The following is a 26,781-nucleotide window of genomic DNA, read 5'->3' as shown; positions in this document are numbered from 1 at the left end:
CCGCCCAGCGGCTGCCCTTGAGCAGCGGTTTCAGCTTTTCGGGAGCGGTATCGTAGCGGGAGCGGTCGAGCGCGTAGCGCACTGGCACGATGGCGACGTCAGGTTTTCGGAAGGGGCACAGACTGGTGGCCGTGGCGGGTATCTTGGCGAACGTTGCAGCACGTCGTTGCGTTAGTGTGCCGGATTTATCGGTCATGCATGGAATCTCTGCGCAGAAACGGGCGATATCGCCCGCTGTATACAGAGGTGCATTCCAAGATATGTGCCGACTGTCTATTTATCCTTAAAAAACAAATAGATAGAGATTTAAAGCAAAGACATCGAGCAAAAAAAGCGTGAAATAGTGCGCAAGCGTCTGCGCACCTGCGCTGACTCGTGAATGTGTGCCGCATCGCTTTGAATATAGGGCTTTGCTGGTTAAGCCCCGGCCATCGGATGCGCAAAAATTTGCGCATCTATGTTTTGCATGCAGCCTTTAGCCGACTAAGTGTCGTGCCTGTCGACCCCACTCACACCCTGTATCCATTCCCCCCTCACCCCCACCCCGTAAATAAAGCACGATACCCGCCCATCGCTCATATCAAGGAATGATCCATGTCGCTGGCTATTGTCCATAGTCGTGCCCAGGTCGGGGTGGAAGCCCCGGCGGTTACTGTTGAAGCGCATCTGGCCAACGGCCTGCCGGCCCTGACGCTGGTGGGGTTACCGGAGGGGGCGGTCAAGGAGAGCAAGGACCGGGTGCGCAGTGCCATTCTCAATTCCGGGCTGGATTTTCCGGCGCGGCGGATCACGCTCAACCTTGCCCCGGCTGATTTGCCCAAGGATGGCGGGCGGTTTGATCTGGCGATTGCGCTGGGTTTGCTGGCCGCCAGCGGGCAGGTGCCGTTGGTTGCGTTGCAGGATGTTGAGTGCCTGGGCGAGTTGGCGTTGTCGGGGGCGATTCGGCCGATTCAGGGGGTGCTGCCTGCTGCGCTGGCAGCGCGTGCTGTGGAGCGGACGCTGATCATCCCGGCGGTGAACGCCGAGGAAGCCTGTCTGGCGTCGGGGCTGCGGGTGATTGCGGTGAGTCACTTGCTGGAGCTGGTCGCGCATTTCAACGGGCGTACGGTGATTGCGCCGTATCAGTCCAGCGGTTTGCTGCATCAGCCCAAGCCTTATCCGGACCTTAGCGAAGTGCAGGGCCAGACCGCCGCGAAGCGTGCCTTGGTGATTGCCGCTGCGGGGGCGCATAACCTGCTGTTCAGCGGGCCGCCCGGCACCGGCAAGACGCTGCTCGCCAGCCGCCTGCCGGGTTTGTTGCCGCCGCTGGACGAGCATGAAGCGCTGGAGGTGGCGGCGATTCAGTCGGTTGCCAGCCAGGTGCCGCTGACCAGTTGGCCGCAGCGGCCGTTTCGGCAGCCGCATCACTCGGCGTCCGGACCTGCGTTGGTGGGCGGCGGCAGTCGTCCGCAACCTGGCGAGATCACGTTGGCGCATCACGGCGTTCTATTCCTTGATGAGCTGCCGGAGTTCGATCGCCGCGTGCTGGAGGTTTTACGTGAGCCGCTGGAGTCCGGGCATATCGTTATTTCCCGGGCGCGGGATCGCGTGCGCTTTCCGGCGCGGTTCCAGTTGGTGGCGGCGATGAACCCGTGTCCCTGTGGCTATCTCGGTGAGCCGACCGGGCGCTGCCGTTGTTCCACTGAGCAGGTGCAGCGCTATCGCAACAAGTTGTCCGGCCCGCTGTTGGACCGGATCGATCTGCACCTGACCGTCGCTCGCGAAGCCACCGCCCTCAACCCTGACCCCACCACCAGTGAAAACACCGCCAGCGCCGCAGCCGTGGTCGCTGAGGCGAGAGACCGTCAGCAACGTCGTCAGGGCTGTGCCAATGCATTTCTCGATCTGCCGGGGCTGCGCGAGTACTGCGCGCTGTCCAGTGTCGATGAAAGCTGGCTGGAGACGGCGTGTGAGCGTCTGACCCTCTCATTACGCTCGGCGCATCGATTGCTGAAGGTGGCGCGGACCCTGGCGGATCTGGAGCAGGTGGACGCGATCAACCGCAGTCATCTGGCGGAGGCCTTGCAGTATCGGCCTTCAACCAATTGATGGCCGCAAACGCAAAAACTCGCCGTCAACGATCAAGTCGACGGCGAGTTTTGGGACAGCTAAAGACGCTTACATGCTGCTATAGAACGGGAAGATCCCCATCAGCAGCGCGGCAACCAGGATGCACATGCACACCAGAATCGCCCATTTCAGGGTGAAGCGCTGGTGGTCGCCGAACTCGATACCGGCCAGTGCCACCAGCAGGTAGGTCGAAGGCACCAACGGGCTGAGCAGGTGGACCGGCTGACCGACGATCGAGGCGCGGGCCATTTCCACCGGGCTGATGCCGTAGTGAGCAGCGGCTTCGGACAGCACTGGCAGGACGCCGTAGTAGAACGCGTCGTTGGACATGAAGAAGGTGAACGGCATGCTCACCAGCGCCGTGATCACGGCGAGGTACGGGCCCAGCGCATCCGGGATCACGGCCAGCAGGCTTTTCGACATCGCGTCGACCATGCCGGTGCCGGACAGGATGCCGGTGAAGATACCCGCGGCGAAGATCAGGCCGACCACCGCCAGTACGCTACCGGCGTGGGCCGATACGCGGTCTTTCTGGTCCTGCAGGTTCGGGTAGTTGATGATCATCGCGATACTGAACGCGATCATGAACAGGACCGGCAGGGGCAGGAGGCCCATGATCAGGGCGACCATCAGGGTCAGGGTCAGGGCGGCGTTGAACCAGATCAGCTTTGGACGACGCGCGTCGGGGAATTGCGAGACGCTGATTTCGCTGTGGTCGACTTCATCACCCTGCAGGTGCAGTTCACCCAGACGGGCACGTTCGCGTTTGCCGTAGAAGTAGGCAATCGCCAGGATCGCGATCACACCTGCCAGCATGGCCGGGATCATCGGTACGAAGATGTCGGAGGCATCGACGTGCAGGGCACTGGCCGCACGAGCGGTCGGGCCGCCCCAGGGCGTCATGTTCATCACGCCGCCGGCCAGAATGATCAGGCCGGCCATGATGCGCGGGCTCATGCCGATGCGGCTGTACAGCGGCAGCATGGCGGCAACGCAGATCATGTAGGTGGTCGCGCCGTCACCGTCGAGGGACACCACCAGCGCCAGTACGGCGGTGCCGACCGAAATGCGCATCGGGTCGCCCTTGACCATTTTCAGGATCTTGCGCACGGCCGGGTCGAACAGACCGGAGTCGATCATCAGCGCAAAGTACAGAATGGCGAACATCAGCATCACGCCGGTCGGCGCCAGCTTGGTGATACCTGCCAGCATCATCGGGCCGATCTGCGACGCGAAGCCACCGAACAGGGCGAAGATGATCGGCACCAGGATCAAGGCGATCAGCGCAGTCAGGCGCTTGCTCATGATCAGGTACATGAACGCAATAACCATGGCAAAGCCAAGGAAAGTCAGCATGGGAATACTCCAGACGTAATACGGCTACAGAACGTGAAATGAACGAGTCAGCTCAGCAGATCGGTACGTGGAGTGGGGGCGCAAGGAGAGTGTGGAGCGAGAAGTCAGGAAGCATCGGAATCACCATTATTGTTGTTAATTGAGCCTGAAACACCTCGGAATCCGTTCCTGGCTAACCGGTCTTTTTGCCGGAAGTGGGTTGATGCTAATTGGCCAAGCTTTCACCGAGCTTTCATTCGGCAGTTGCCGGAATTTTATTGTCACAGGGATTATGGGCATGAACAGGAGAAGCACGGATGAGCGAGATACACTCGGGTGGCTGCCATTGCGGCGGGCTGCGTTACCAGTTCGATGCGCCGTTGCGGGACATCGCTCACTGTCATTGCTCCATCTGTCGACGCACCTCGGGTGCAACGGTCGTCACCTGGATAAGTGTGCCGCTGGCTTCGTTTATGTGGCTGACGGGCAGCCCCTGCGCTTATGACTCTGCACCCAGCTGCGTCCGCTATTTCTGCGGCAAGTGCGGCGCTCACCTGGCGTTGTTCACGCGCAACAGCCCTGACGAGATCGATGTCACCATTGCAACACTTGACCAACCGGAGCTGGCCGCGCCCTCTCGACACATCTGGATAGAGAACCGGCTTCCATGGCTACGCCTGGATGAGCACCTGCCGGGAGTTGAAGGCGAGCCTTTCTAAGGCTCGAGGGGAGAGCGCCAAGGCCGGAGCCGTCGGCACTATTCGCATACTAGATCCGCAGGTTACTTGCTGAACTGCGACGCCAGTTCGCGCAGCAGCACTTCGGCCTCGAGCACTTTTTTCACCGATTCGTTGGCTTTTTCGCGCGTCAGACCCAGGCGATCGAACAGTTCGTCCGGGATGTCCTGCTCGGGACCGGAGCCGATACCGTTGGCTCGCAGCAGGCGCACTGCCAGATAGACCAGGTTGGCATAGACGTGATGCTCACCCTTGTAGTGCGGGTCGTGCTGGAAACGCAATGCGATGGACAGCTCATCCGGCATGTCCCAATAGCGCATCAGCCACGCACCGATCTGCTCGCGGCTGATACCCAGCAGGTGCTGCTCGATAAAGCTGTGGTGCAAATGCGGGTTCACTTCCAGTTGCCGGCAGATCAGGGTGAAGTGCGGTGGAAACACGTGCGCCAGCAGCAGGTAACCGAAGTTATGCAGCAAGCCGGCGAGGTAGCTCAGACCGCCCTCCGGCCGGCTGGCGCGCGGAATGGCGCGGGTCAGGCCTTCGATGACAGCAGCGGTGTAGATCGATTGCTGCCAGTACGGCGTGGTCTGTTGCGGCTGATCCTTGGGCAGGCTCAGGGTTTTGCCCAGTGCGAGGCCCAGTGCCAGATTGATCACCAGATCGAAGCCCAGTACGCGGACGATTGCGTCTTCGACCGAACGAATCTTGCCGGTCGACGCGTAATACGGCGAAGCGGCCCAGCTGACGACCTGAGCGGCCAGCGCTGGATCGGTTTCGACGACGCCGGTGATGTCATCGATGGTCGCATCGGGGTCGACACGCAGTTTGATGATTTTTTGCGCAGTGCCAGCCAGCGGCGGAATCTCCAGGGTCGCCTCCAGACGCTGCTGGATGCGGCGCGCTGTAAAGGCATGCATGGCCTGGGTGATTTCTGCAGGATCGTCGTCAGGACGATCGAGGTTCGGCCGGATCGTCGCCACCGGTTGACCAAAGTGCGCGGCGCTGGCCTTGCTCAGCATGCCCTTGAAGTCGTCGCTGCTGATTTCCAGCAGGACCCCAGGCTCGCCCGAACCCACCAGCAGGGTTGGCTCCTGAAGCAGGCGCTCGTCGTAAAGGCACGGTGAGCTGGTCAGCGCCGGGAGACCTGGCAGTACGCGCAGGTTGTGCTTGGTGAGCATGCGCTCCAGCCGCTCGTGCGGCACGGCGGTCAGTTTGCGGCCGGTCAGCTCAGTGATGCGGGAGAGGTCGAGCAACTGGCTTTGCGGAAACAGGATAAGCAATGCACCGACAGCGTCCTCGACCAGCACAGCCTGCACCTTGCGAGCTGGAGGAAGGCTTTTTTCGTCCACGACTTCGTTGTAGCTGATAGCCAATTTTTCAAGCAACTGCCGGATTACCGACGGCGCATGGTGCGGATCATTGACGTGGGCGACTTCTGTCATGAGCTATGTCCAAATTCCTACATTTTCTGAAGTATAACCACGTTATTCGATTTGGGTCGCACGCGGTTTGCAAAGCATAGTCTGCATCACACCTGGCCATACTGCTGGCCATGACGCAGCCACCTGTCGAGCAGCGGGCTGACGTGTTGCGGCCAGCGCTCCAACAGCGCCTGAGCCGCGTCGCGTACGGCCGGTAGCAGGTCTGCGTCGCGCATCAGGTCGGCGACCTTGAATTGCAGAAGGCCCGTTTGTCGGGTACCTAGCATTTCGCCGGGGCCGCGCAGTTCGAGGTCTTTTTCGGCGATGACAAAACCATCGTTGGTTTCGCGCATGATGCCCAGTCGCTGCCGTCCAATCTGTGAAAGCGGCGGATGGTAGAGCAGCACACAATGACTCACCGCGCTGCCGCGCCCGACGCGGCCGCGCAACTGGTGCAATTGCGCCAGGCCGAGGCGCTCGGGGTTCTCGATGATCATCAGGCTGGAGTTCGGCACGTCGACACCGACTTCGATGACCGTCGTCGCCACCAGCAATTGCAGCGCACCTTGCTTGAACTCGGCCATGATCGCGGCTTTTTCTGCGGGTTTCATGCGTCCGTGAATCAGCCCGACGCGCACATCACCCAACGCGCTGCTCAATTCTTCGTAGGTGGTTTCAGCGGCCTTGCAGGTCAGCTCTTCGGATTCTTCGATCAGCGTGCACACCCAATAGGCCTGGCGACCTTCTGCACAGGCGGCGCGCACCCGCTCCACGACTTCCAGGCGACGACTGTCGGCAACCAGCACGGTATTGACCGGCGTCCGGCCCGGCGGCAGTTCGTCGAGGATCGAAGTATCCAGATCGGCGTAGGCACTCATGGCCAGCGTGCGCGGGATCGGTGTGGCGGTCATGATCAACTGATGCGGGCACATCAGGCCACCAACGCCCTTTTTGCGCAGCGCCAGGCGCTGCTGCACGCCGAACCGGTGTTGCTCGTCGATGATCACCAGCGCCAGGTTCTTGAACTGCACTTCGTCCTGAAACAGCGCATGGGTGCCGACGACCATGGGTGTGCCACCGGCGATCTGCTCCAGAGACGCTACGCGCGCCTTGCCTTTGAGCTTGCCTGCCAGCCAGGCCACGCCCACGCTCAAGGGCTCGAGCCAGCGCTGGAAGTTGATGTAGTGCTGCTCGGCGAGAATCTCGGTGGGCGCCATCAGCGCCACTTGATAACCCGCTTCCAGTGCCTGCAAGGCAGCCAGCGCAGCAACCACGGTCTTGCCCGACCCTACGTCGCCCTGAATCAGCCGCAGCATCGGCTCAGGCTGACTCAGGTCATAGGCGACTTCCTTGCCGACACGCTGCTGCGCGCCGGTGGGGGCAAAGCCGAGGTTGGCGAGAAACTGTTTCGGCAGTTTTTTCGCAACGGGCAATGCCGGTGCGCGCTGTGAGCGCAGGCTTTCACGCAGGCGTTGCTGGGAAAGCTGGTGAGTCAGCAGTTCTTCGAAAGCCAGTCGGTGCTGCGCCCAGTGATGCCCGAGGGCCAGCTCCTCCACGTCGGCATCGGCCGGTGGGTGATGCAGGTAACGGATCGCATCGTCCAGCGGGGCCAGCTGATAATCGCGGGCCAGTTCTTCAGGCAGCCAGTCCGGCAGACTTTTGGGGCCGAGCATCGCCAGGCTTTGCTGGCACAGCTGGCGCAGACGCTGTTGGGTCAGGCCTTCGGTCGTCGGGTAGATCGGCGTGAGGGTCTGTTCGACGGGCGCGGGCTCATCACCGGTAATCGCCCGATATTCCGGGTGATAGATTTCCAGTCCGGAAGCTCCGGGACGCGCTTCGCCGAAGCAACGCAGGTGTGTGCCACGCTTCATGCTTTCTTTCTGGGCGTTGCTGAAATGGTAGAAGCGCAGGCTGACGACCCCCGTGCCGTCGCCGAGCCGGACCAGCAGGCTGCGGCGCTTGCCCATTACCACATCGGCACCGCTGACCACGCCTTCGATGACGGCATCCTGACCAGGACGCAGCGCACCGATCGGTACGATGCGCGTACGGTCCTGATAACGCAGCGGCAGATGGAACAGCACGTCCTGCAGGGTTTCCAGCCCGACCTTGGCCAGCTTTTCTGCCATCGCTTCGCCGACACCCTTGAGCGCCGTGACCGAGACCCTGGAAAGCTCGCTCATTTCTGTTCTGCCTAGCTAGCGACTGTTTTCGGACGTGCCACCGAGCACAGACGTGCAGAGTCAGCGAGGATTTCGATGGCTTTGGGTCTCGGGAAGCTTGCACGCCAGGCGATGGCGACCGTGCGGAAAGGCACGGGCGGCGTCAGCGGGCGGACTTCGATCACGCCGGGCGCGTAGTGGTGGCTGTCGACTGCCGACAGTGGCAGGATCGAAATGCCCAGCCCGGAGGCGACCATGTGCCGAATGGTTTCCAGCGAGCTGGACTCTACTGTCGTGTGCTTGGCGCCTTCGTTGCCCTTGCCCAGCGTCGGGCAGGCTTCCAGAACCTGATCACGGAAGCAGTGACCTTCGCCCAGCAACAGCAGGCTCTTGTCGTTGAGCGCCGAGGCATCGATGGTCTCTTTCTGAGTCCAGGGATGGTCGGCCGGCATCAGGACGGAGAACGGTTCGTCGTAAAGCGGCAGGGTCAGCACGTCGGCTTCGTTGAACGGCAAGGCAATGATGACGGCATCCAGCTCACCGTTACGCAGCTTGTCGCGCAGCACATGCGTGAAGTTTTCTTCGATGTACAACGGCATCTGCGGGGCGACCCGGTGCAGTTGCGGGATCAGGTGAGGAAACAGGTAAGGGCCGACGGTGTAGATCGCGCCGACTTTCAGCGGGGCGGTCAGCTGGTTCTTGCCGGCCTGGGCCAGCTCGCGAATACCCTGGGCCTGCTCCAGCACTTTCTGCGCCTGCGCCACGATGCCTTCACCGACCGGTGTCAGGCGTACAGCGCTCTTGCTGCGCTCGAAAATGAGCACGCCGAGTTCGTCTTCGAGTTTTTTGACACCCACCGACAGCGTTGGCTGGCTGACATGGCAGCGTTCCGCTGCATGGCCAAAGTGCTGCTCCTGGGCGAGCGTAACGATGTAGCGCAATTCTGTAAGAGTCATAACGTGCGTCCATGAAGTTGCGACCCCAGCATAGCGGGTGCAATCGATAGACGCACGTTATCAGAAGTACTTATGAGTAACAAAAGTACAATTCAGCGTTTATCCAGCGAATAAACGAACGGTGCGAGGATTTCAATGGTGCCGTTGTTGAGGATTTCCTTAGGCGGCTTGGGCAAAGGCTGAGCGCGACGGATCATTTCCATGGTCGCCCGGTCCAGCGAAGAGCTGCCTGAACTGGCGGCAATCGAGTAGGACAGCACGTTGCCGTCAGCGTCCACCACGAAGCGCAAACGAGCAACACCCTGCATGCCACGACGGCGTGCATCCTCAGGGTACTTCTTGTACTTGCTCAGATGACCGAGCAAATCACCCTGCCAGTTCGGTAATGCGTTGCTGGGTGGCGAAGGTGCAGGAGCAGGCTTGGGAGCCACCGGCTTTGCCGGTTGCGCCGTGGTCGGCGGTGTATCGACCGGCTTTTCGTCGGCAGGCTTTTCCTTGGGCGGCTCAGGCTTCTTCTGCGGCTTTGGCGGCTGTGGTTTGGGCTTGGGCTTCTCGACCTTCTTGGGCACCACGATTTCCGGCTTCGGCGCCTGCACGACTTCCGGCACCGGTGTCGGCTCCTCCGGGGCTGGCGGCGGGGGCGGCTGAACGACCTTGGGCGGTGGCGGCGGAGCGGGCTCGGGCACTGGTGCAAGTTCGACCATCATGGCGGCCGGTGGCAATTCGACAGGCTGCGGGGCAGGCCAGCGAACGGCAACAATGATTGCGATGGCGTGCACGGCCAGCACCAACAACAGACTACCGCTATAGCGCGTCAGTTTTTGGCGCGTACTGATCATTTCTTACCAGCCGTCTCAAGACCCACCAGACCGACCTTCAGGTAACCCGCACCCCGAAGCGTGTTCATGACCTCCATCAGATCGCCGTAATCCACGCCCTTGTCGGCCTGGAAGAAGATCGTGGTGTCTTTCTTGCCCTTGGTGCGGGCGTCCAGCACCTGACCGATCTGCTCGCGGGCAACCTTCTCTTCGCCCAGGTACAGGCTCTTGTCGGTTTTCACGCTGAGAAAGATCGGCTTCTCGGGCCTGGGCTGCGGTGTGGCGGTAGACGCTGGCAGATCGACCTTGATGTCTACGGTCGCCAGCGGCGCAGCCACCATGAAGATGATCAGCAGCACCAGCATGACGTCGATGAACGGCGTCACGTTGATTTCATGGTTCTCGGCGAGATCGTCGCCGCCTTCGTTAAGATGCAGGCCCACGTGTTAGCCCACCTTGACCATGTGCGGTTGTTGTTGATTGCGCTCGGACGGCTCTGGCAGATGATCCAGATCGCGGCTGACCAGCAGCAGGACGTGTGCCGAGGCATCGGACACCTGAGCCTTGTAACCGGCGATGGAGCGGGCGAAGACGTTGTAGATCACCACCGCAGGGATCGCAGCGACCAGGCCCAGCGCCGTGGCCAGAAGGGCTTCGGCGATGCCGGGTGCGACCACGGCGAGGTTGGTGGTCTGGGTCTTGGCGATGCCGATGAAGCTGTTCATGATGCCCCATACCGTACCGAACAGACCCACGAACGGCGCAGTCGAACCGATGGTCGCCAGCACGCCGGTGCCCATGCTCATGTTGCGGCCACAGGCGGCGACCAGACGCTCGAGGCGGAAGCTGACACGCTCCTTGATCCCTTCGCGCTCGCGGCTGTTGGCGGACAGGCGCATCTCTTCGAGGGCGTCGTGCACCAGCAGGTGGGCGAGGGTGCCTTCCGTGCTGGCGGTGGCGCTCGCTTCAGTCAGGGAGCGGGCTTTTTTCAGGTTGACGATCTCGCCGCGCAACCGGCGCTTGGCGCCCAGCAGCTCGAAACCCTTGGAGATCCAGATGGTCCACGTAATGATCGAGGCGATGGCCAGACCGATCATGACCGCTTTGACCACGACGTCGGCATTCTGATACATGCCCCACGGCGACAGGTCATGCGCCATGCCCAGGCTGTTGTCTTCGGCGGCGGGCTCCATGGCCTGCACCGGGACTGCTGCGTCAGGTGCGGCAGGTGCCGTTGCCGCAGGTGCGGTGGAGGTCGCAGGGGCCGCGGTCGGAGCCGATTGATCCGCGAGTGCCATGGGGACGAACATCAGGCTCAAGACAAGGGCTGCGATACTGCGCCATGCACGAGGCAGGCGAGGCATCTGGGTAGGCGAAGCGATTGATTGAATGCGTTTCATGCTGGCCGGACCTGAGAGGAAAAAAGGGGATGGTTCCAGTGCGTCGCGTGGTGCTGTCGACGCTCACGGGGAACGAATGGGCCGCCATTATTGCAAATCGTTCTTGTTAACAAAAGTAATACAGTATCTTTTTTACATATTCGCCCGAACGCTTGCCTGTCGATGAGCGTTTTTAACGATACTGACACCGCCTTTTCTGGAGATACCGAATGACTGCTCCTTCGCTTCTGATCGCCGGCTGTGGCGACATTGGTTCGCGACTCGCTACTCGCCTGCTGCCTCACGGCTGGACCGTGCATGGGCTGCGGCGCACTGTTTCCGAGCTTCCTGCCGGTGTTATCGGTGTGGCGGGCGATCTGTTCGAGACGCCAAAACCTGCCCAATGGCCTGCTGCGGCACTGGATTATGTGGTGTATTGCGCGACCCCCTCGCAGCGTGACGAAGCGGGTTACCGGATGGCTTATGTCGAGGGCCTGCGTAATGTGTTGAGCTGGCTCAAGCAGACCGGGCAGCGGCCAAAGCGCCTGATCTTCGTGTCAAGCAGCGGTGTTTACGGTCAGCAGAATGGGGAATGGGTGGATGAAACCTCCGCCACCGAGCCCGGCAACTACACCGGCACGGTGATGCTGGAAGCCGAGCAGGTCGCGCTGAACAGCGGGTTTCCGGCCACGGCGGTGAGATTGACCGGTATTTACGGCCCGGGCCGCAGTGACCTGTCGAACCGCGTCCGCCAAGGGCACAGCGTGAGGATCGATCCGCCGGTCTACGCCAATCGCATTCATGCCGACGATGCGGCCGGTCTGCTGGAGCACGTGCTGCTGGCGGATCAACGCGGCGTTGCGCTGGAGAGTTGCTACCTGGGCGTCGACGACGATCCGGCCGCGCTGGCCGATGTGGTGGCGTGGATCCGTGAGTATCTGGGGGTGACCGAATGGTCAGAGGAGGTCAGCGTGCAGCGCGTGGGCAGCAAGCGTTGCAGCAATGCCAGGGCGCGAGCGTTGGGGTGGAAACCCATGTACCCGGACTACAGGGCCGGTTATGCGGCTTTGCTAGGCTAAAACAGTGGTCGATCAGGAGCGCCAAGCAGGGCGCTCCTGATGCCTGAATCGCTTACTGCTGTTCGAGCAACCAGCGACGTGGGCCGGGACGCAGCTCGGGCATCTGGTCCGCGCCGGCGTTGTTCACAGCCTGGAATATCTCCAGCTGCTTGCCTTTGCGGGCGAAAATCCACGGGTTGCCTTTCTCGGCCTTCTCCAGCCACATGCTGTCGTATTCGCCGCTCATCGCTGCACAATCGCCTGCCAGGCAGAGCGCGTAACGATCGTTTTCCGGAAGCCCCTGCACACTGCCGTCAGGCATGAATTGCACAGTGCTGCCCTGACCGTCGCCTTCGACGACCGTCCACTTGCCGCCCATGTAGGCGCCATACAGAGCTTTTTCGAAGCTGCTGCCTGGCTGAGCGCCGTCCGGTGCCGGATCTTCGGGTTTCTGGAAGTGCTGTTCAGGGCCTGATTCGCTGGCCGCCTGGACCAGTTCGTCGCCCTTGACGCTCAGGTCTTCGAAGAAGTTGCCGTAGAAATCGACATGCATCTTGCCTTCGGCAGCGCTGACGATCTTGCCTTCGCCGAGCTCGAAGCCATTGGAGTAAATGGCCTGATTGGCCTTGGAGTTGATTTTCCACTCCAGATTGGGACCATTGGCGAGCAGGGCCTGGCGCAAGTTGCCTTGCTTGACGGCGGCGTCGATGGCGGTCTGGTTGATCCAGGTGCCGTCCGGATTGCGGTCGGCGTGGCTGGCGCAGCCGCCCAGAATGACGGCGAGCAGCGAGATGGCGAGCGCGGAGCGCATAACGGATTCCTTCCTTCAGGGAGAACGGAGCGCAAGGCACGCTCCGTCGGGGATTTATTCGATGACGAGAATCGCGTCCATTTCAACCTGGGCGCCACGCGGCAAGGCCGCAACGCCGATGGCTGCACGGGCCGGATAAGGCTGGGTGAAGTAGGCGCTCATCAGCTCGTTGACCTTGGCGAAGTGGCCCAGATCAGTCAGAAAGATGTTCAGTTTGACGATGTCCTTGAAGGATCCGCCCGCTGCTTCGGCAACCGACTTGAGGTTTTCGAAAACCTGAGTGATCTGGGCTTCGATGCCCTCGACCAGTTCCATGGTGCTCGGGTCCAACGGGATCTGTCCGGACATGTAGACGGTATTGCCAGCTTTGATGGCCTGTGAGTAAGGGCCGATGGCCGCAGGGGCTTTATCGCTGGTGATGACAGTCTTGGTCATGAGAACTCCTGATAGTGGGATGGCCTACGCGCGCATCCGGGTGATGCGTGTGACACCGGTCAGGGCGCGCAGTTTCTTGATCACACGAGCCAGGTGCACGCGATCGTGCACGCTGACCACCAGTTGGACCACGCTGATGCGACCATCGCGTTCGTCCATGCTGATTTTTTCGATATTGCCGTCCGCCGCGTTGACGCTGCTGGCCAGCAGCGCGATCAGGCCGCGCTGATGCTCGAGTTCGACACGCAGCTCGACGTTGAATTCGCCCGTCACGTCCTTGGCCCAGGACAGCTGAATGCATTTTTCCGGGTTGTGGCGGATTTCGCTGATGTTGCGGCAGTTGTCCAGGTGCACAACCATGCCCTTGCCTGCAGACAGGTGGCCGACAATCGGGTCGCCCGGGATTGGCGTGCAGCACTTGGCGTAGCTGAGCACCAGACCTTCGGTGCCACGAATCGCCAGCGGGCCTTCAGGGCTTGGCAGTTGATCGCCTTCGCCCAGCAGGCGGCGGGCAACGACATAAGCCATGCGATTACCCAGGCCGATGTCTTCGAGCAGGTCTTCCAGCACTTCGACCCGGTATTCGTTGAGCACCAGTTGAATGCGCTCCTGACCGATCTTGTCGAGGCTGCACTCAAACCCGTTGAGGACCTTGTTCAGCAGGCGCTCACCGAGATTGATCGACTCGGAGCGGCGTTGCAGCTTGAGTGCATGACGAATGTGGGTGCGCGCCTTGCCGGTGACGACGAAGTTCAGCCAGGCCGGATTCGGACGTGCGCCGGGGGCGCTGACAATCTCGACGGTCGAGCCACTTTGTAGCGGTTCGGAAAGCGGCGCCAGTCGGCGGTTGATCCGGCAGGCAATGCAGCTGTTGCCTACATCGGTGTGTACCGCGTAGGCGAAGTCCACCGCTGTGGAGCCTTTGGGCAGCTCCATGATTCGGCCTTTGGGCGTGAAAACGTAGACCTCGTCCGGGAACAGGTCGATCTTGACGCTTTCGATGAATTCCAAGGAGTTGCCGGCGCGCTGCTGCATTTCCAGAACGCCCTTGACCCACTGTCGGGCTCGGGCGTGAGTGCCCTTGGGCTGCTCGTCGTCGCTGGACTTGTACAGCCAGTGCGCCGCGATGCCGTTGTTGGCCATTTCTTCCATTTCGCGGGTGCGAATCTGGATCTCGATAGGCACGCCATGCATACCGAACAAGGTGGTGTGCAGGGACTGATAGCCGTTGGCCTTGGGGATCGCGATGTAATCCTTGAAGCGACCGGGCAGCGGCTTGTACAAATTATGTACAGCGCCGAGCACGCGATAGCAGGTGTCGACCTTGTCGACGATGATGCGGAACGCGTAGACATCCATGATCTCGTTGAAGGCGCGACGCTTGCCGCGCATCTTCTTGTAGATGCCATACAGATGTTTCTGCCGCCCACTGACGTCGCCTTCGATGCCATCGACGGCCAGGCAATGACTCAGGGACTCTTCGATCTTGTTGACCAGTTCCTTGCGATTGCCCCTGGCGCGCTTGACCGCCTGGTTGATTCGCGAGGAGCGCATCGGGTACATCGCCTTGAAGCCCAGGTCCTCGAATTCGATGCGCACACTGTGCATGCCCAGCCGATTGGCGATGGGCGCATAGATTTCGAGGGTTTCCTTGGCGATGCGCCGGCGCTTTTCGCCGGACAGGACTTCCAGCGTACGCATGTTGTGCAGGCGATCGGCGAGCTTGACCAGAATGACGCGAATGTCGCGCGCCATGGCCATGGCCATTTTCTGGAAGTTTTCCGCCTGGGCTTCGGCCTTGGTCTCGAAATTCATCTGGGTCAGTTTGCTGACCCCGTCGACCAGTTCCGCGACGGTCTCGCCAAATTGGGCGCTGAGCGCTTCCTTGGCAATCCCGGTGTCTTCGATAACGTCATGCAGCATCGCAGCCATCAGGCTCTGATGGTCCATGTGCATATCGGCAAGGATGTTCGCCACCGCGAGAGGATGGGTGACGTAGGCTTCACCGCTGCGACGGCGTTGGCCATCGTGGGCTTGTTCGGCGTAGAAATACGCTCGGCGGACCAGATTGACCTGGTCCTTGCCGAGGTAGGCCGACAGTCTGTCGGCGAGGGCGTCTATGCTCGGCAAGGCGCTACCCCTTGCCAATGGCTTTTACCCTGCGCCGTACTACGTCGACCTGGCATAGGCTTAGACGGCCTCGTTGGACTCGTCCTCGAACGCTGCGAACAATGGCTCATCTTCAACGATTTCAGCTTCTGCGATTACAGAGTAATCCATTACGCCAGCTGCGATTTCACGCAGGGCCATAACGGTAGGCTTGTCGTTTTCCCAGGCCAGCTTTGGTTCTTTGCCGCCGGTTGCCAGTTGACGGGCACGCTTGGTAGAGAGCATGACCAGCTCAAAGCGGTTATCCACGTGTTCTAGGCAGTCTTCAACGGTTACGCGGGCCATGGGTATTCCTCGTAGCAAATGCGGATGCGCGATGCCCGGATGGGCGAGCGGACTCGGTAGTTTACAAGCGGACAGCACCAGTCATCAAGCGGCATGCCACCAACGGCATGCTTTTAACCTGTTGCCTGATGTCTGGAAACGTTTCGATCAAGCCAGCAACTCCTGAAAAAGCTCGCTGTATTGCTCTTGCTGGTGCTGTTGAGTCAGGCGGTTGGCGCGGAAAATCGCCTTGAGGTCTTCCAGCGCGCCGGCAAAGTCATCATTGACCACGACGTACTCATACTCGTTGTAGTGGCTCATTTCGCTGACCGCTTCACGCATCCGCGCTTCGATGATCTCGTCGCTGTCCTGGCCGCGATTGGTCAGGCGCTGGCGCAAGGCCTGCTGGGTCGGCGGCAAAATGAAGATGGAGCGGGCCTGCGGCATCTGCGCACGAACCTGACGCGCACCCTGCCAGTCGATTTCCAGAATCAGGTCGTGGCCTTCGTCCAGCGTCTGCTGCAGGTGGCTCTGCGACGTGCCGTACAGGTTGCCGAAGACCTCGGCCTGCTCGAGAAAGTCGCCGTGCTCGATCATGCTCAGGAACGTGGCACGATCGACGAAGTTGTAGTTCACACCGTCCACTTCGCCGGGGCGCATGGCGCGCGTGGTGTGCGAGACAGAGACGCGAATCTTTGCCTGCGCGCCGTGCTGAGGCTCTTGCTGAGCGTCCATCAGCGCCTTGACCAGACTGGTCTTGCCCGCGCCGGACGGAGCGGAAATGATGTACAGGGTGCCAGTGATATGGGTCATGTCAGGTTTAGCCTTACTCAATATTCTGCACTTGCTCACGCATCTGCTCGATCAACACTTTGAGGTTGACGGCAGCCTGCGTGCTGCGTGGGTCAAAGGCCTTGGAGCCCAGTGTGTTCGCTTCGCGGTTAAGCTCTTGCATCAGGAAATCAAGACGGCGTCCTGCCTGGCCGCCAGCCTTGAGTACGCGACGCACTTCGGTGACGTGGGTGCTGAGGCGGTCCAGTTCTTCGGCGACATCGCTTTTCTGTGCCAGCAGAACCATTTCCTGTTCCAGACGCTGAGGGTCGAGTTCGGCTTTCATGTCGGCAAAGCGATCGAGCACCTTCTGCCGCTGTGTTGCGAGCATCTGTGGCACCAGCGTGCGCAAGGTGGCGACTTCTTCAACGATGGAGGACAGGCGTTCGTCGAGCAGCCGCGCCAGATCTGCGCCTTCGCGCCCGCGCCCGCTTTTCAATTCGGTCAGCGCATCATTGAACAGTTTCAGGGCCTCGGTGTTCAAGACCTGCGGATCGTTGGCATCGGCGACCAGCACGCCCGGCCATGCCAGCACCTCAAGCGGGTTCAAGGCGGCAGGCTGTTTGATCAAGCCGGCAACCGACTCGGCTGCGGCGATCAATTGGCCAGCGCGTTCAAGGTCCACCTGCAGCGGCTTGCCGGCGGTTTCCTCGACAAAGCGCAGTGTGCACTCGACCTTGCCGCGCGACAGGCCCTGACGCAGCGCTTCGCGAATCGCGCCTTCCAGATCGCGGAACGACTCCGGCAGGCGCAGGTGCGGCTCAAGATAGCGGTGGTTGACCGAGCGCAGTTCCCAGCTCAGTGTGCCCTGGGCACCGGCCCGCTCTACTCGGGCAAAGGCAGTCATGCTGTGCACCATGGGAGATACCTCTTGGTTCGCTTGCAAAAGCGTTGTTCGGTTCATGAGCGCGCAGAAGTGGCGGTCATGGGCGTCGTGAAAGCCGGCTGGCTGTAGAGGCGCAGGATTGTAGCGCAGTGCGGCGCAGGCTCCCAATCCGACAGTGTGACAAGTGACGCAAGGCGTTGTTTTACCCCCTATCTGCGCGTCGAAAGCCTTGATTCAGGGCCTTCTGGTTGCGCCGGATCGGCATTGACGGCTTTTAGAGATGCCCAGCGGCAGCTGTGGCCTCTATAATGCCCAGCAGTTTTCCGTCTCAGTACAGGTATCCCAGATGAAACGTCCAAGTGGTCGCGCCGCCGATCAGCTCCGCTCGATCCGCATCACCCGCAACTACACCAAACACGCCGAGGGTTCTGTACTGGTCGAGTTTGGTGATACCAAGGTGATTTGCACCGTCAGCGTCGAAAACGGCGTGCCACGCTTTCTCAAGGGCCAAGGCCAGGGCTGGCTGACAGCCGAATACGGCATGCTGCCACGCGCTACCGGCGAGCGTAATCAGCGCGAAGCCAGCCGCGGCAAGCAGGGCGGTCGTACACTCGAAATCCAGCGCCTGATCGGTCGTTCGCTGCGCGCTGCGCTGGACATGTCCAAGCTGGGCGACGTCACCCTCTACGTCGATTGCGATGTCATTCAGGCTGACGGTGGCACTCGTACGGCTTCTATTACCGGTGCGATGGTTGCTCTGGCAGATGCGCTGAAGGTGATCAAGAAGCGCGGCGGCCTGAAAGGCGGCGACCCGCTCAAGCAAATGATCGCGGCTGTTTCGGTCGGCATGTATCAGGGTGAGCCAGTGCTCGACCTGGACTACCTCGAAGACTCGGCTGCCGAAACCGACCTGAACGTGGTGATGACCAGCGCAGGCGGTTTCATTGAAGTTCAAGGTACTGCCGAAGGCGCGCCCTTCCAGCCTGAAGAGCTGAACGCGATGCTCGCGCTGGCGCAGAAGGGTATGACCGAGTTGTTTGAATTGCAGCGTGCCGCGTTGGCCGACTGATACCCAGAAGGGGTCCGATCATGAGTGACAGCTTGCAACCGCTCAGCAAACCGCCGCAAAGCGCTCGCCAGTGGGCGATGTTCTGTCACTTGTCGGCGTTTGCCGGACTGATGTTTCCGTTCGGCAATCTGCTGGGCCCGCTGATTATCTGGCAGTTGAAGAAAGATTCCGATCCGTTTATCGACGCGCAAGGCAAGGAAGCGCTGAACTTTCAGATCACGGTCGCCATTGCGGCCACCGTCAGCATGCTGCTGGTGCTGCTCATCATCGGCTTTGCGTTACTGACGCTGGTGGGGATCGGTGCCGCAGTGCTGGCGATCATTGCCGGGATAAAAGCCAATGACGGCGTCGATTATCGCTATCCGTTCACCTTGCGCCTGATCAAGTAGCATCACTTCAGGCAACGCAAAAAGCCGACTTCAAGTCGGCTTTTTCGTGTTCGCTGCCTTGCCTGGCTATCAGATAGTCAGGGTCCAGTCGTAATCCACGATCAACGGCGCGTGCTGCGAGAAGCGCGGCTGGCGTGGCAGACGGGCGCTGCGCACGAAGCGGCGCAGGCCTGGGGTCAGGATCTGATAATCGAAGCGCCAACCCAGATTCAGCATCTCGGCCTGCTCGTTGTCCGGCCACCAGCTGTACTGGTCACCTTCACGGCTGACTTCGCGCAGGGCATCGACGTAGCCCATGGTGCCGACGATCTCGTCCATCCAGGCGCGCTCGGGCGCGAGGAAGCCGGGCGACTGCTGGCTGTCGCGCCAGTTCTTGATATCGAGCTTCTGCTGCGCCACATAGAGCGATCCGCAGTAGATGTATTCGCGACGCTTGCGGCGCTGCTTGTCCATGTACTTGCCGAAATCGTCCATGAGCTTGAATTTCTGATTCAGGTCTTCATCGCCATTCATCCCCGACGGAAAGAGCAGGGTAGCGATACTGACCTTGTCGAAATCTGCTTGCAGGTAGCGCCCGTAGCGGTCGGCTGTCTCGAAGCCGAGGCCGCTGATTACCGCCTTCGGCTGCAACCGCGAATACAGCGCCACACCACCCTGAGCGGGAACCTCGGCTTCGCAGGCATAGAGGAAGTAACCATCCAGCTGAAAGGCTGGATCGTCCAGTTCAAAGGTGGAGGCGCGGGTGTCCTGTAAGCAGATGACGTCGGCATTCTGAGCTTGCAGCCAGCTGAGCAAACCACGCTCGACCGCAGCCTGAATGCCATTTACGTTCACACTGATGATCCGCATAAATGGCCCCAAAAATCACGTGCGTGTATGATACCCGAGCTCTACCTAATTAGCTAAATCCGTGGTATTCGGAGCTTTTTTCATGCAGGCGTATCAACGCGATTTCATTCGTTTTGCCATCGATCGCGGTGTTCTGCGCTTCGGTGAGTTCACTCTCAAGTCCGGGCGCACCAGCCCGTACTTCTTCAATGCCGGGCTGTTCAACACCGGTTCCGCACTGGCACAACTGGGGCGTTTCTACGCAGCAGCCGTGGTTGAAAGCGGTATTGCCTTCGACGTTCTGTTCGGTCCGGCCTACAAGGGCATTCCGCTCGCGTCGGCCACTGCTGTGGCGCTGGCCGAGCATCATGACCGTGATCTGCCGTGGTGTTTCAACCGCAAGGAAGCCAAGGCGCACGGCGAAGGCGGCAGTCTGGTGGGCTCCCCGCTGGCGGGTAATGTGCTGATCATCGACGACGTGATCACTGCAGGCACTGCGATCCGTGAGGTCATGCAGATCATCAAGGACCAGGACGCGACAGCTGCGGGCGTGCTGATCGCGCTCAATCGTCAGGAGCGTGGCAATGGCGAGCTGTCGGCGATTCAGGAAGTCGAGCGAGACTTCGGGATTCCGGTGGTGAGTATCGTGTCGCTGAATCAGGTGCTCGAGTTCCTGGCCGACGATCCGCAGCTCAAGCAGCATCTGCCTGCCGTCGAAGCCTATCGCGCGCAATTCGGAATCTGAGGACGTGCCTATGGCGGTCGGCGGCGGTGCATGGGTTTCGGTTTCAGGCGCGCTGAGCGTTTTTCGGGCCTTGCTGGCTGTCGTCATGCTTGCGCCCATGCTCGCCCAAGCGGCCGACGCACCTGAGCCACGGCTTTATCGCTACGTCGACAGCCGCGGGGTGACAGTGATCGACACGCAAGGCGTGCCGCCCGACTACGTTGCCAAAGGCTATGAAGTGCTCAACAGTCGTGGCCGGGTGGTTCAGGTCGTGCCACCTGCGCCTACGGCCGAGCAGATTCGTCAGTCCGAAGCGGACAAACGCCAGGCCGCCGCCGATGCACAACTGCTGAGCCTGTACAGCAGCGTCGCTGAAGTGGACCGCATGAAGGCCCGCAAACTGGCTGAGCTCGATGCACTGGTTGGCGTTGCCCAAGGCAACATTCAGGGGCTGGCGGCGCAGCAGCGCAGTCTGCAAGGCCAGGCCGCCGACCTTGAGCGCGCAGGGCGTCCAGTTCAGCAGGCACTTGTCGATCAACTGAACGACCTGCGCGATCAGCAGCAGAAACTGCAAGCCGATATCACCGGGTATCAGGCCGCACGCGTAAAGGCCGAAGCAGACTTCGCCGTCGATCGCGCCCGCGTCCAGCGGCTGACTCAGTGACCGGACACTATCGTCATGCCCGGGTCTGTTTTTGATTCTGGCCGAAGGCCGTAGGAGCGAACTTGTTCGCGAAAGGAGCCGCCGCCAGACACCTATCGTTCCGCACGCTCCAGCGTGGGAATGCCTGTCGTGACGCTCCGCGTCACAAATCTGCGCCGCGCCGCTCAATCAGGATAGGACGCAGAGCGTCCAGAACGGCATACCCACGCGGAGCACTCAACGTTATACATAAGTCTTGAAGAGCCCGTGAAACGTGACTTTCCGGCTTCTGCCCGAAGTGCGTGGGAGTGACCGGGCGGCGATCCGCAATGCTCACGAATACGATGGTCCAGACGCCCCATTTTCAGGGGCTTTACCGGCCTCTTCGCGAGCAAGCTCGCTCCCACGGCCTGCGGCCAGAATCAAGAGCAGACTTGTATATGACGCTGAGCGCGGAGCATGAACACGATAGTGTTCTCGAGCATCAGCCAACAAAAAAGGCCCCGTGAGTGTTAGCTCACGGGGCCTTTGGGTGTTACGTGTGCATCAGTGCCGCTTGCGGTTGGTGATCTGGGTACCTACACCGCTGTCGGTGAAGATCTCCAGCAGGACCGCGTTGGGCACTCGACCGTCAATGATGTGCGAGCTGTTGACCCCGCCCTGAACCGCTTCCAGCGCGCAGCGAATCTTCGGCAGCATGCCACCGTAGATGGTGCCGTCGGCGATCAGGCCGTCGACCTGCTCGGTGGTCAGGCCGGTCAGGACTTCGCCCTGCTTGTTCATCAGGCCGGCGATGTTGGTCAGCAGAATCAGCTTCTCGGCCTTGAGGGCTTCGGCAACCTTGCCTGCGACCAGGTCGGCGTTGATGTTGTACGACTCGCCGTCCGGGCCCACGCCGATAGGCGCGATGACCGGAATGAAGTCCCCTTTGACCAGCATGTTGAGCAGCCCGGTGTTGACCCCGACCACTTCACCGACCTGACCGATGTCGATGATTTCGGGCTTGGTCATTTCCGGCGTCTGGCGCGTGACGGTGAGCTTCTTCGCACGAATCAGCTCAGCGTCCTTGCCGGTCAGACCGATCGCGCTGCCGCCGTGACGGTTGATCAGGTTGACGATGTCCTTGTTGACCTGACCGCCCAGTACCATCTCCACGACATCCATGGTTTGCGCATCGGTAACTCGCATGCCGTCGATGAAGTGGCTTTCGATGGACAGGCGCTTGAGCAGATCACCGATCTGCGGGCCGCCGCCGTGAACCACCACCGGGTTGATGCCCACTGCTTTCATCAACACGATGTCGCGCGCAAAGCCGGTTTTCAGCTCTTCGCTCTCCATGGCGTTGCCGCCGTACTTGATAACCAGCGTCTTGCCGACAAAGCGGCGAATGTAAGGCAGCGCTTCGGAAAGGACCTTGGCTACATTAGAGGCGGCATCGCGTTCGAGGGTCATTCAGGGCTCCAGTCAAAAGGAAAAACAATCAAAATGGCAGGTCGAGGTCCGGCGCAACTTTCTTCAATTCTGCGTGGAACACGTCCTTGATACGCTGCAATTCGGCCTCGGTCTCGGCTTCGAAGCGTAGCACCAGTACCGGCGTGGTATTGGAAGCGCGAACCAGACCCCAGCCCTTCGGATAGTCCACACGGACACCGTCGATGGTGGTCAGTTTGGCGTCGCCCCACTGTGCATCCGTCTCAAGGGCCTCGATGATGCTGAACTTGGTGACATCCGTCACCTTGATGTTGATTTCAGGCGTCGAAATATCGTTCGGGAAGGTCTCGAACAGGTCTTCGGCATTGGCCGACTCCTGGCTGAGGATCTCCAGCAGGCGTGCTGCGCTGTAGATGCCGTCGTCGAAACCGAACCAGCGTTCCTTGAAGAAGATGTGGCCGCTCATTTCGCCTGCCAGCAGCGCACCGCTTTTCTTCATTTCTTTCTTGATCAGCGAGTGACCGGTTTTCCACATCACCGGACGACCGCCATGTTCGCTGATCAGCGGAGTCAGGCGGCGTGTGCATTTGACGTCGAAAATGATGTCGGCACCCGGATTGCGTTTGAGCACGTCCAGCGCGAACAGCATCAACAGGCGGTCCGGGTACACCACGTTGCCTGCGTTGGTCACGACACCGACACGGTCGCCGTCACCGTCGAAAGCCAGGCCCAGGTCGGCACCGGTTTCCTTGACCTTGGCGATCAGGTCCTGCAGGTTTTCCAGCTTGCCCGGATCCGGGTGGTGGTTAGGGAAGTTGCCGTCGACTTCCGCGAACAGCGAAATCACTTCGCAGCCCAGCGCTTCGATCAGTTGCGGAGCGATCACGCCTGCCGCGCCGTTGCCGCAGTCGACCACGACCTTCAGCTTGCGCGCCATGACGATGTCATTCTTGATCTGCTGGAAGTAGCGCTCAAGGATGTCGACCTGGGTGATGCTGCCTTTCTGCGACGTCAGGTTGTTGGTCTTGATGCGCTCGTGCAGCGCCTGGATCTGCTCGTTGGCGAGGGTGTCGCCAGCGATGACGATCTTGAAGCCGTTGTAGTCCTTCGGGTTATGGCTGCCGGTCAGCATGACGCCGGTTTTGCCGGCCAGCACGTTGGCTGCGTAATACAGCGCAGGCGTTGGCACCAGGCCCACATCGCTGACGTGGCAGCCGCTGTCGTGCAGGCCTTGAATCAGTTGCTGTACCAGTTCAGGACCGGAAAGGCGACCATCGCGGCCAACGCTGACGTTGGGTTCGTTCTGCGCCAGGCTTTCGGAGCCAATGGCGCGGCCGATCCAGTAAGCCGTTTCAGCGTTGAGGGTGTCCCCGACCACGCCACGAATGTCGTAGGCACGGAAAATAGTCTCGGGAAGGTTGGGTGCCACGGATGCTGGGCTGTTCATAGCGAGGTTATGCTCCGATCTCAGGAAGTCCTGGTTTTCGTCGAGAAGGTCGATATCAAGGATATCGGTATCTTGAAACAGCGGATCGGTCCAGTCGGTGCGTGATGCAGCCACGGTGGACGAAGCACTGCCTTTGGCAATATCTGCATCGCGCTGCTCGCCCGCCGCCAGGACAGGCGCTGCCTGAGGCTGACTACGAAGCGAGACACGAGCAAGGGCCTGAGCCAGACCGCTAAGGGCCGGGAGGCTCAAACCGAAGGGTTTGACGGCTTTTCCGCGTGAGAGTTCTTGGAGCAGCTGATCCAGTTGCCGTGCGTCGGCGCAAATACGCTTCTGCAGGGCCCGCTCATTACGGTGCAAGCCAAGCAGCACGCCTGCTGCAGCGATAATCAGTGCCAGCAGCAGAAGCAGCACGGACGGAGAGGTTTTCAGGCCGGGACCGGGCGTGAATTCGAGTTTCCAGCCGGGATAACCGGTATCGAAGGCCTGGGCTTTGCCTTCATCGGCCTGACCGCGCTGCAGGAAAACCTGCGCAGGTCCGCTGCCGAACTGCTGGCTGAGCACCACTTGCCCGGCATCGGCAGGCAGCGTCGGCAAGGCATTGAGCAAACGCTGCAGATCAAAGGCCAACAGCAACGTACCCACCACCGGCTGACTGGCAGCGGCACGCACCGGCGCGGCGCTGTAGATCAACCAGCGCTCGCCGACCTTGCGCGCCTCCGGAGCGACGGCCTCACCTTGTGCAGCCTTGTTGAGCATGTCCAGGGTGGCGAAGCTGACGGGCAGTGTGCCTTGCGTATCCACATCGGCCAGCCCCTTGGGGTAAAGCCGGGCGCCTGCAAGACCGTCCCAGCGGGTGAATCGATCCTGAGCGGACAGCAGGGCAGCGGCATCATTGCTTTGCAGTGTCTGCACAAGCGCAGCACCGGAGGCGGCCGACTGAGTGTCCGCGTTGATCTGGCGCAGGGCCAGACCCACCGCTGCCGCCTGACTGCCGCCCCAGGCCTGAACCAGCTGGTCCTGTTGCTGCGGGCCGGTGGCCAGAGCCATCCAGACCAGTGCCGCAGCGATGAGCAGGCCGATGGCGGCAGGCACCAGGCCGGGCGCGAGGCCTTTGAGGCTCGCAGCCGGAGGCGAGTTATCGGCGGGTACGACGTGCTGTGAAGCGCTGTGCTGACTACCTTTCACCGACCTCTCCCTGAGCCTTGTCCCGAACCCGGATTATGTGCCGAATGGCGATCAATGGCTGCCGGAATGACCGAAGCCGCCAGCGCCACGCTGACTTTCGTCGAACGTTTCAACCAGCTCGAAATGCGCCTGTACGACCGGCACCAGGACCAATTGGGCGATGCGCTCGCCCACGGCAATGTTGAAAGCCGTCTGGCCGCGGTTCCAGCAGGAGACCATCAGTTCGCCTTGATAATCGGAGTCGATCAGGCCCACCAGATTGCCCAGCACGATGCCGTGTTTATGGCCCAGGCCGGAGCGCGGCAGGATCAGCGCGGCAAGGCCCGGATCGCCAATGTAGATCGACAGGCCGGTAGGGATCAGCAGGGTCTGGCCGGGCTCGAGGAGCGTGTCCTCCTTGAGCATGGCGCGCAGGTCCAGGCCAGCCGAGCCGACAGTGGCGTAGGCCGGCAGCGGGAATTCGTTGCCAATGCGAGGGTCGAGGATCTTGGCTTGTAGAGCGTGCATTCGTAGTTAAACCTGATTCATGCGGTCGGCGATAAAAGTGACCAGCTGGCGAGCGATCTTGGCCTTGCTGGTCTGGGCGAAAAGCGTTGCGTGCAACCCTCGGTCAATCACGCTGCAGGCGTTTTCCTCACTGTTGAAGCCAATGCTCGGGTTAGCGACATCGTTGGCGACAATCAGGTCGAGGTTCTTGTCCTTGAGCTTGCGGGCAGCGTACTCGAGCAGGTGTTCGGTCTCGGCGGCAAAGCCGACACTGAAGGGGCGATCCGGGCGGGTTGCGATGGTCGCCAGAATATCCGGATTGCGCACCATCTGCAGCAGCAAGCCATCACCGTTCGAAGGATCTTTCTTCAATTTGTGCGGGGCAACGACTTCCGGGCGGTAGTCGGCCACGGCTGCAGAAGCGATGAACAGGTCGCAGGGGATGGCCGCCTCACACGCTGCCAGCATGTCGCGGGCGCTGACCACGTCGATGCGCGAGACGCGATCAGGCGTGGGCAGGTTGACCGGGCCGGTGATCAGCGTGACGCGGGCGCCGGCCTCCACCGCCGCTTCGGCCAGGGCAAAGCCCATTTTTCCCGAGCTGTGGTTGGTGATGTAGCGCACCGGGTCGATGTTTTCCTGGGTCGGGCCTGCGGTGATCAGCACATGCTTGCCGGTCAGGGTCAGGCGCTGGAAGCAGTCGGCCGCGCACTGGGCCAGGTCGTCGGCCTCCAGCATGCGCCCGAAGCCGACATCGCCACACGCCTGGCTGCCGGACGCCGGCCCGAACACACGAAAATCGCGTTCTTCGAGCAGACGGGTATTGGCCTGCACCGAGGCGTCACGCCACATCGCCTGATTCATCGCAGGGGCGATGGCGACAGTCGCGTCGGTGGCCAGCACGATGGTGGTCAGCAGGTCGTTGGCGATGCCTTGCGCCAAGCGCGCGATGAGGTCGGCGGTGGCCGGTGCGATGAGGATCAGGTCGGCCCATTTGGCCAGTTCGATATGGCCCATCGCGGCCTCGGCGGCCGGATCGAGAAGGTCCAGGTGCACGGGGTGCCCGGACAGGGCCTGCATGGTCAGCGGCGTGATGAACTCTGCGCCGCCCCGGGTCATGACCACACGCACTTCAGCGCCCTGATCGCGCAGGCGGCGGACCAGCTCAGCGCTCTTGTAGGCCGCGATGCCGCCGCCGACGCCAAGAACGATGCGTTTTCGATACAGCCGCTGCATAGACCTGCCTTTTTGGTCGAGTGAACACA

At 61.0% G+C, this 26,781-nt stretch carries 26 protein-coding genes; 7 read left to right on the top strand and 19 right to left on the bottom strand.

The annotated features are described in order from the left end of the window. The coding region (locus tag GE543_RS24185) for a hypothetical protein (protein ID WP_371927253.1) at nucleotides 1-196 on the bottom strand (196 nt) is incomplete at its 3' end. 398 nt (nucleotides 197-594) lie between these two features. On the opposite strand from GE543_RS24185, the gene GE543_RS24180 reads away from it, so the two are divergent. Then, nucleotides 595-2,088 (top strand): YifB family Mg chelatase-like AAA ATPase, encoded by a 1,494-nt coding sequence (locus GE543_RS24180; protein ID WP_153222533.1) that lies wholly within the window; start codon nucleotides 595-597, stop codon nucleotides 2,086-2,088. A 69-nt stretch (nucleotides 2,089-2,157) separates the two neighbouring features. Here GE543_RS24180 and GE543_RS24175 read toward each other — a convergent pair whose 3' ends face one another. Continuing rightward, nucleotides 2,158-3,465, bottom strand: coding sequence for a CitMHS family transporter (locus tag GE543_RS24175; protein WP_003313973.1), 1,308 nt, complete (start codon nucleotides 3,463-3,465; stop codon nucleotides 2,158-2,160). A 296-nt stretch (nucleotides 3,466-3,761) separates the two neighbouring features. On the opposite strand from GE543_RS24175, the gene GE543_RS24170 reads away from it, so the two are divergent. Next, nucleotides 3,762-4,163, top strand: a complete 402-nt coding sequence (locus tag GE543_RS24170) for a GFA family protein (RefSeq protein ID WP_046236136.1) — start codon at nucleotides 3,762-3,764, stop codon at nucleotides 4,161-4,163. 62 nt (nucleotides 4,164-4,225) lie between these two features. Here GE543_RS24170 and GE543_RS24165 read toward each other — a convergent pair whose 3' ends face one another. The 6 genes from GE543_RS24165 to exbB all read right to left on the bottom strand — a co-directional run bounded on the left by GE543_RS24165 (nucleotide 4,226) and on the right by exbB (nucleotide 10,938). Then, the gene (locus GE543_RS24165) at nucleotides 4,226-5,623 is read right to left on the bottom strand and encodes an aminoacyl-tRNA deacylase and HDOD domain-containing protein (protein ID WP_004408917.1); all 1,398 of its coding nucleotides are present in this window, start codon (nucleotides 5,621-5,623) and stop codon (nucleotides 4,226-4,228) included. Between the two features lie 86 nt (nucleotides 5,624-5,709). Beyond that, the gene (gene recG / locus GE543_RS24160) at nucleotides 5,710-7,785 is read right to left on the bottom strand and encodes an ATP-dependent DNA helicase RecG (RefSeq protein ID WP_153222532.1); all 2,076 of its coding nucleotides are present in this window, start codon (nucleotides 7,783-7,785) and stop codon (nucleotides 5,710-5,712) included. 11 nt (nucleotides 7,786-7,796) lie between these two features. Further along, nucleotides 7,797-8,720: a hydrogen peroxide-inducible genes activator gene (locus GE543_RS24155; protein WP_002551493.1), complete on the bottom strand. Its 924-nt coding sequence runs from the start codon at nucleotides 8,718-8,720 to the stop codon at nucleotides 7,797-7,799. Nucleotides 8,721-8,812: 92 nt separating this feature from the next. Continuing rightward, nucleotides 8,813-9,559 carry an energy transducer TonB gene (locus GE543_RS24150; protein WP_003413986.1) on the bottom strand — a complete coding sequence of 249 codons (747 nt, stop codon included), beginning with the start codon at nucleotides 9,557-9,559 and terminating at the stop codon, nucleotides 8,813-8,815. Continuing rightward, nucleotides 9,556-9,981 (bottom strand): TonB system transport protein ExbD, encoded by a 426-nt coding sequence (exbD, locus tag GE543_RS24145; RefSeq protein WP_002551495.1) that lies wholly within the window; start codon nucleotides 9,979-9,981, stop codon nucleotides 9,556-9,558. The genes GE543_RS24150 and exbD overlap by 4 nt, the downstream gene beginning before the upstream one ends. A 3-nt stretch (nucleotides 9,982-9,984) precedes the next feature. Further along, a complete protein-coding gene (exbB, locus tag GE543_RS24140; RefSeq protein ID WP_003413988.1) occupies nucleotides 9,985-10,938 on the bottom strand; it encodes a tonB-system energizer ExbB in 954 nt (317 codons plus the stop codon). Between the two features lie 209 nt (nucleotides 10,939-11,147). On the opposite strand from exbB, the gene GE543_RS24135 reads away from it, so the two are divergent. Further along, nucleotides 11,148-11,996 carry an SDR family oxidoreductase gene (locus tag GE543_RS24135; protein WP_046236134.1) on the top strand — a complete coding sequence of 283 codons (849 nt, stop codon included), beginning with the start codon at nucleotides 11,148-11,150 and terminating at the stop codon, nucleotides 11,994-11,996. A 52-nt stretch (nucleotides 11,997-12,048) separates the two neighbouring features. Here the strand turns inward: GE543_RS24135 and GE543_RS24130 are convergent, their stop codons facing one another. The 6 genes from GE543_RS24130 to GE543_RS24105 all read right to left on the bottom strand — a co-directional run bounded on the left by GE543_RS24130 (nucleotide 12,049) and on the right by GE543_RS24105 (nucleotide 17,344). Then, nucleotides 12,049-12,786, bottom strand: coding sequence for a lipoprotein (locus GE543_RS24130; RefSeq protein ID WP_046236133.1), 738 nt, complete (start codon nucleotides 12,784-12,786; stop codon nucleotides 12,049-12,051). 54 nt (nucleotides 12,787-12,840) lie between these two features. Further along, nucleotides 12,841-13,221, bottom strand: coding sequence for a RidA family protein (locus GE543_RS24125; protein ID WP_003313984.1), 381 nt, complete (start codon nucleotides 13,219-13,221; stop codon nucleotides 12,841-12,843). A 24-nt stretch (nucleotides 13,222-13,245) separates the two neighbouring features. Then, nucleotides 13,246-15,351: a bifunctional GTP diphosphokinase/guanosine-3',5'-bis pyrophosphate 3'-pyrophosphohydrolase gene (spoT, locus tag GE543_RS24120; protein WP_003404001.1), complete on the bottom strand. Its 2,106-nt coding sequence runs from the start codon at nucleotides 15,349-15,351 to the stop codon at nucleotides 13,246-13,248. A 60-nt stretch (nucleotides 15,352-15,411) separates the two neighbouring features. Further along, nucleotides 15,412-15,675, bottom strand: coding sequence for a DNA-directed RNA polymerase subunit omega (gene rpoZ, locus GE543_RS24115; protein WP_003320174.1), 264 nt, complete (start codon nucleotides 15,673-15,675; stop codon nucleotides 15,412-15,414). A gap of 147 nt (nucleotides 15,676-15,822) precedes the next feature. After that, entirely contained in the window at nucleotides 15,823-16,467 is a 645-nt protein-coding gene (gmk, locus tag GE543_RS24110; RefSeq protein ID WP_003344442.1) for a guanylate kinase, read from the bottom strand. Nucleotides 16,468-16,480: 13 nt separating this feature from the next. Then, nucleotides 16,481-17,344 carry a YicC/YloC family endoribonuclease gene (locus GE543_RS24105; protein WP_003344441.1) on the bottom strand — a complete coding sequence of 288 codons (864 nt, stop codon included), beginning with the start codon at nucleotides 17,342-17,344 and terminating at the stop codon, nucleotides 16,481-16,483. A 313-nt stretch (nucleotides 17,345-17,657) separates the two neighbouring features. On the opposite strand from GE543_RS24105, the gene rph reads away from it, so the two are divergent. Continuing rightward, nucleotides 17,658-18,380 carry a ribonuclease PH gene (gene rph, locus GE543_RS24100; RefSeq protein WP_003313989.1) on the top strand — a complete coding sequence of 241 codons (723 nt, stop codon included), beginning with the start codon at nucleotides 17,658-17,660 and terminating at the stop codon, nucleotides 18,378-18,380. A gap of 20 nt (nucleotides 18,381-18,400) precedes the next feature. Next, nucleotides 18,401-18,769: a DUF4870 domain-containing protein gene (locus tag GE543_RS24095; protein ID WP_153222531.1), complete on the top strand. Its 369-nt coding sequence runs from the start codon at nucleotides 18,401-18,403 to the stop codon at nucleotides 18,767-18,769. A gap of 69 nt (nucleotides 18,770-18,838) precedes the next feature. On the opposite strand, the gene GE543_RS24090 is transcribed toward GE543_RS24095, so the two are convergent. Beyond that, nucleotides 18,839-19,618 (bottom strand): exodeoxyribonuclease III, encoded by a 780-nt coding sequence (locus GE543_RS24090; protein WP_002551505.1) that lies wholly within the window; start codon nucleotides 19,616-19,618, stop codon nucleotides 18,839-18,841. An 82-nt stretch (nucleotides 19,619-19,700) separates the two neighbouring features. Between GE543_RS24090 and pyrE the strand changes: the two genes are divergently transcribed. Next, on the top strand, nucleotides 19,701-20,342 hold the full coding sequence (gene pyrE / locus GE543_RS24085) for an orotate phosphoribosyltransferase (RefSeq protein ID WP_003403990.1): 642 nt from the start codon (nucleotides 19,701-19,703) through the stop codon (nucleotides 20,340-20,342). Between the two features lie 85 nt (nucleotides 20,343-20,427). Next, the gene (locus tag GE543_RS24080) at nucleotides 20,428-20,985 is read left to right on the top strand and encodes a DUF4124 domain-containing protein (RefSeq protein ID WP_164490394.1); all 558 of its coding nucleotides are present in this window, start codon (nucleotides 20,428-20,430) and stop codon (nucleotides 20,983-20,985) included. Between the two features lie 525 nt (nucleotides 20,986-21,510). Here GE543_RS24080 and argB read toward each other — a convergent pair. From argB to coaBC, 4 genes are read right to left on the bottom strand one after another with little or no spacing between them, the layout of a single operon-like run. After that, complete coding sequence (gene argB, locus GE543_RS24070; RefSeq protein WP_002551508.1) at nucleotides 21,511-22,416, bottom strand: acetylglutamate kinase; 906 nt, start codon at nucleotides 22,414-22,416, stop codon at nucleotides 21,511-21,513. A 28-nt stretch (nucleotides 22,417-22,444) separates the two neighbouring features. Further along, entirely contained in the window at nucleotides 22,445-25,030 is a 2,586-nt protein-coding gene (locus GE543_RS28030) for a phosphomannomutase/phosphoglucomutase (RefSeq protein ID WP_371927250.1), read from the bottom strand. Between the two features lie 51 nt (nucleotides 25,031-25,081). Further along, complete coding sequence (gene dut, locus GE543_RS24060) at nucleotides 25,082-25,537, bottom strand: dUTP diphosphatase (RefSeq protein WP_003313999.1); 456 nt, start codon at nucleotides 25,535-25,537, stop codon at nucleotides 25,082-25,084. A gap of 6 nt (nucleotides 25,538-25,543) precedes the next feature. Beyond that, entirely contained in the window at nucleotides 25,544-26,752 is a 1,209-nt protein-coding gene (gene coaBC / locus GE543_RS24055) for a bifunctional phosphopantothenoylcysteine decarboxylase/phosphopantothenate--cysteine ligase CoaBC (RefSeq protein ID WP_178118665.1), read from the bottom strand. Nucleotides 26,753-26,781 lie beyond the last annotated feature (29 nt).

The organism is Pseudomonas sp. SZ57 (genome assembly GCF_009495975.1).
In the GTDB taxonomy this organism is placed as follows: Bacteria; Pseudomonadota; Gammaproteobacteria; order Pseudomonadales; family Pseudomonadaceae; genus Aquipseudomonas; species Aquipseudomonas syringae.
This window is presented reverse-complemented; position numbering and strand designations above follow the sequence as displayed.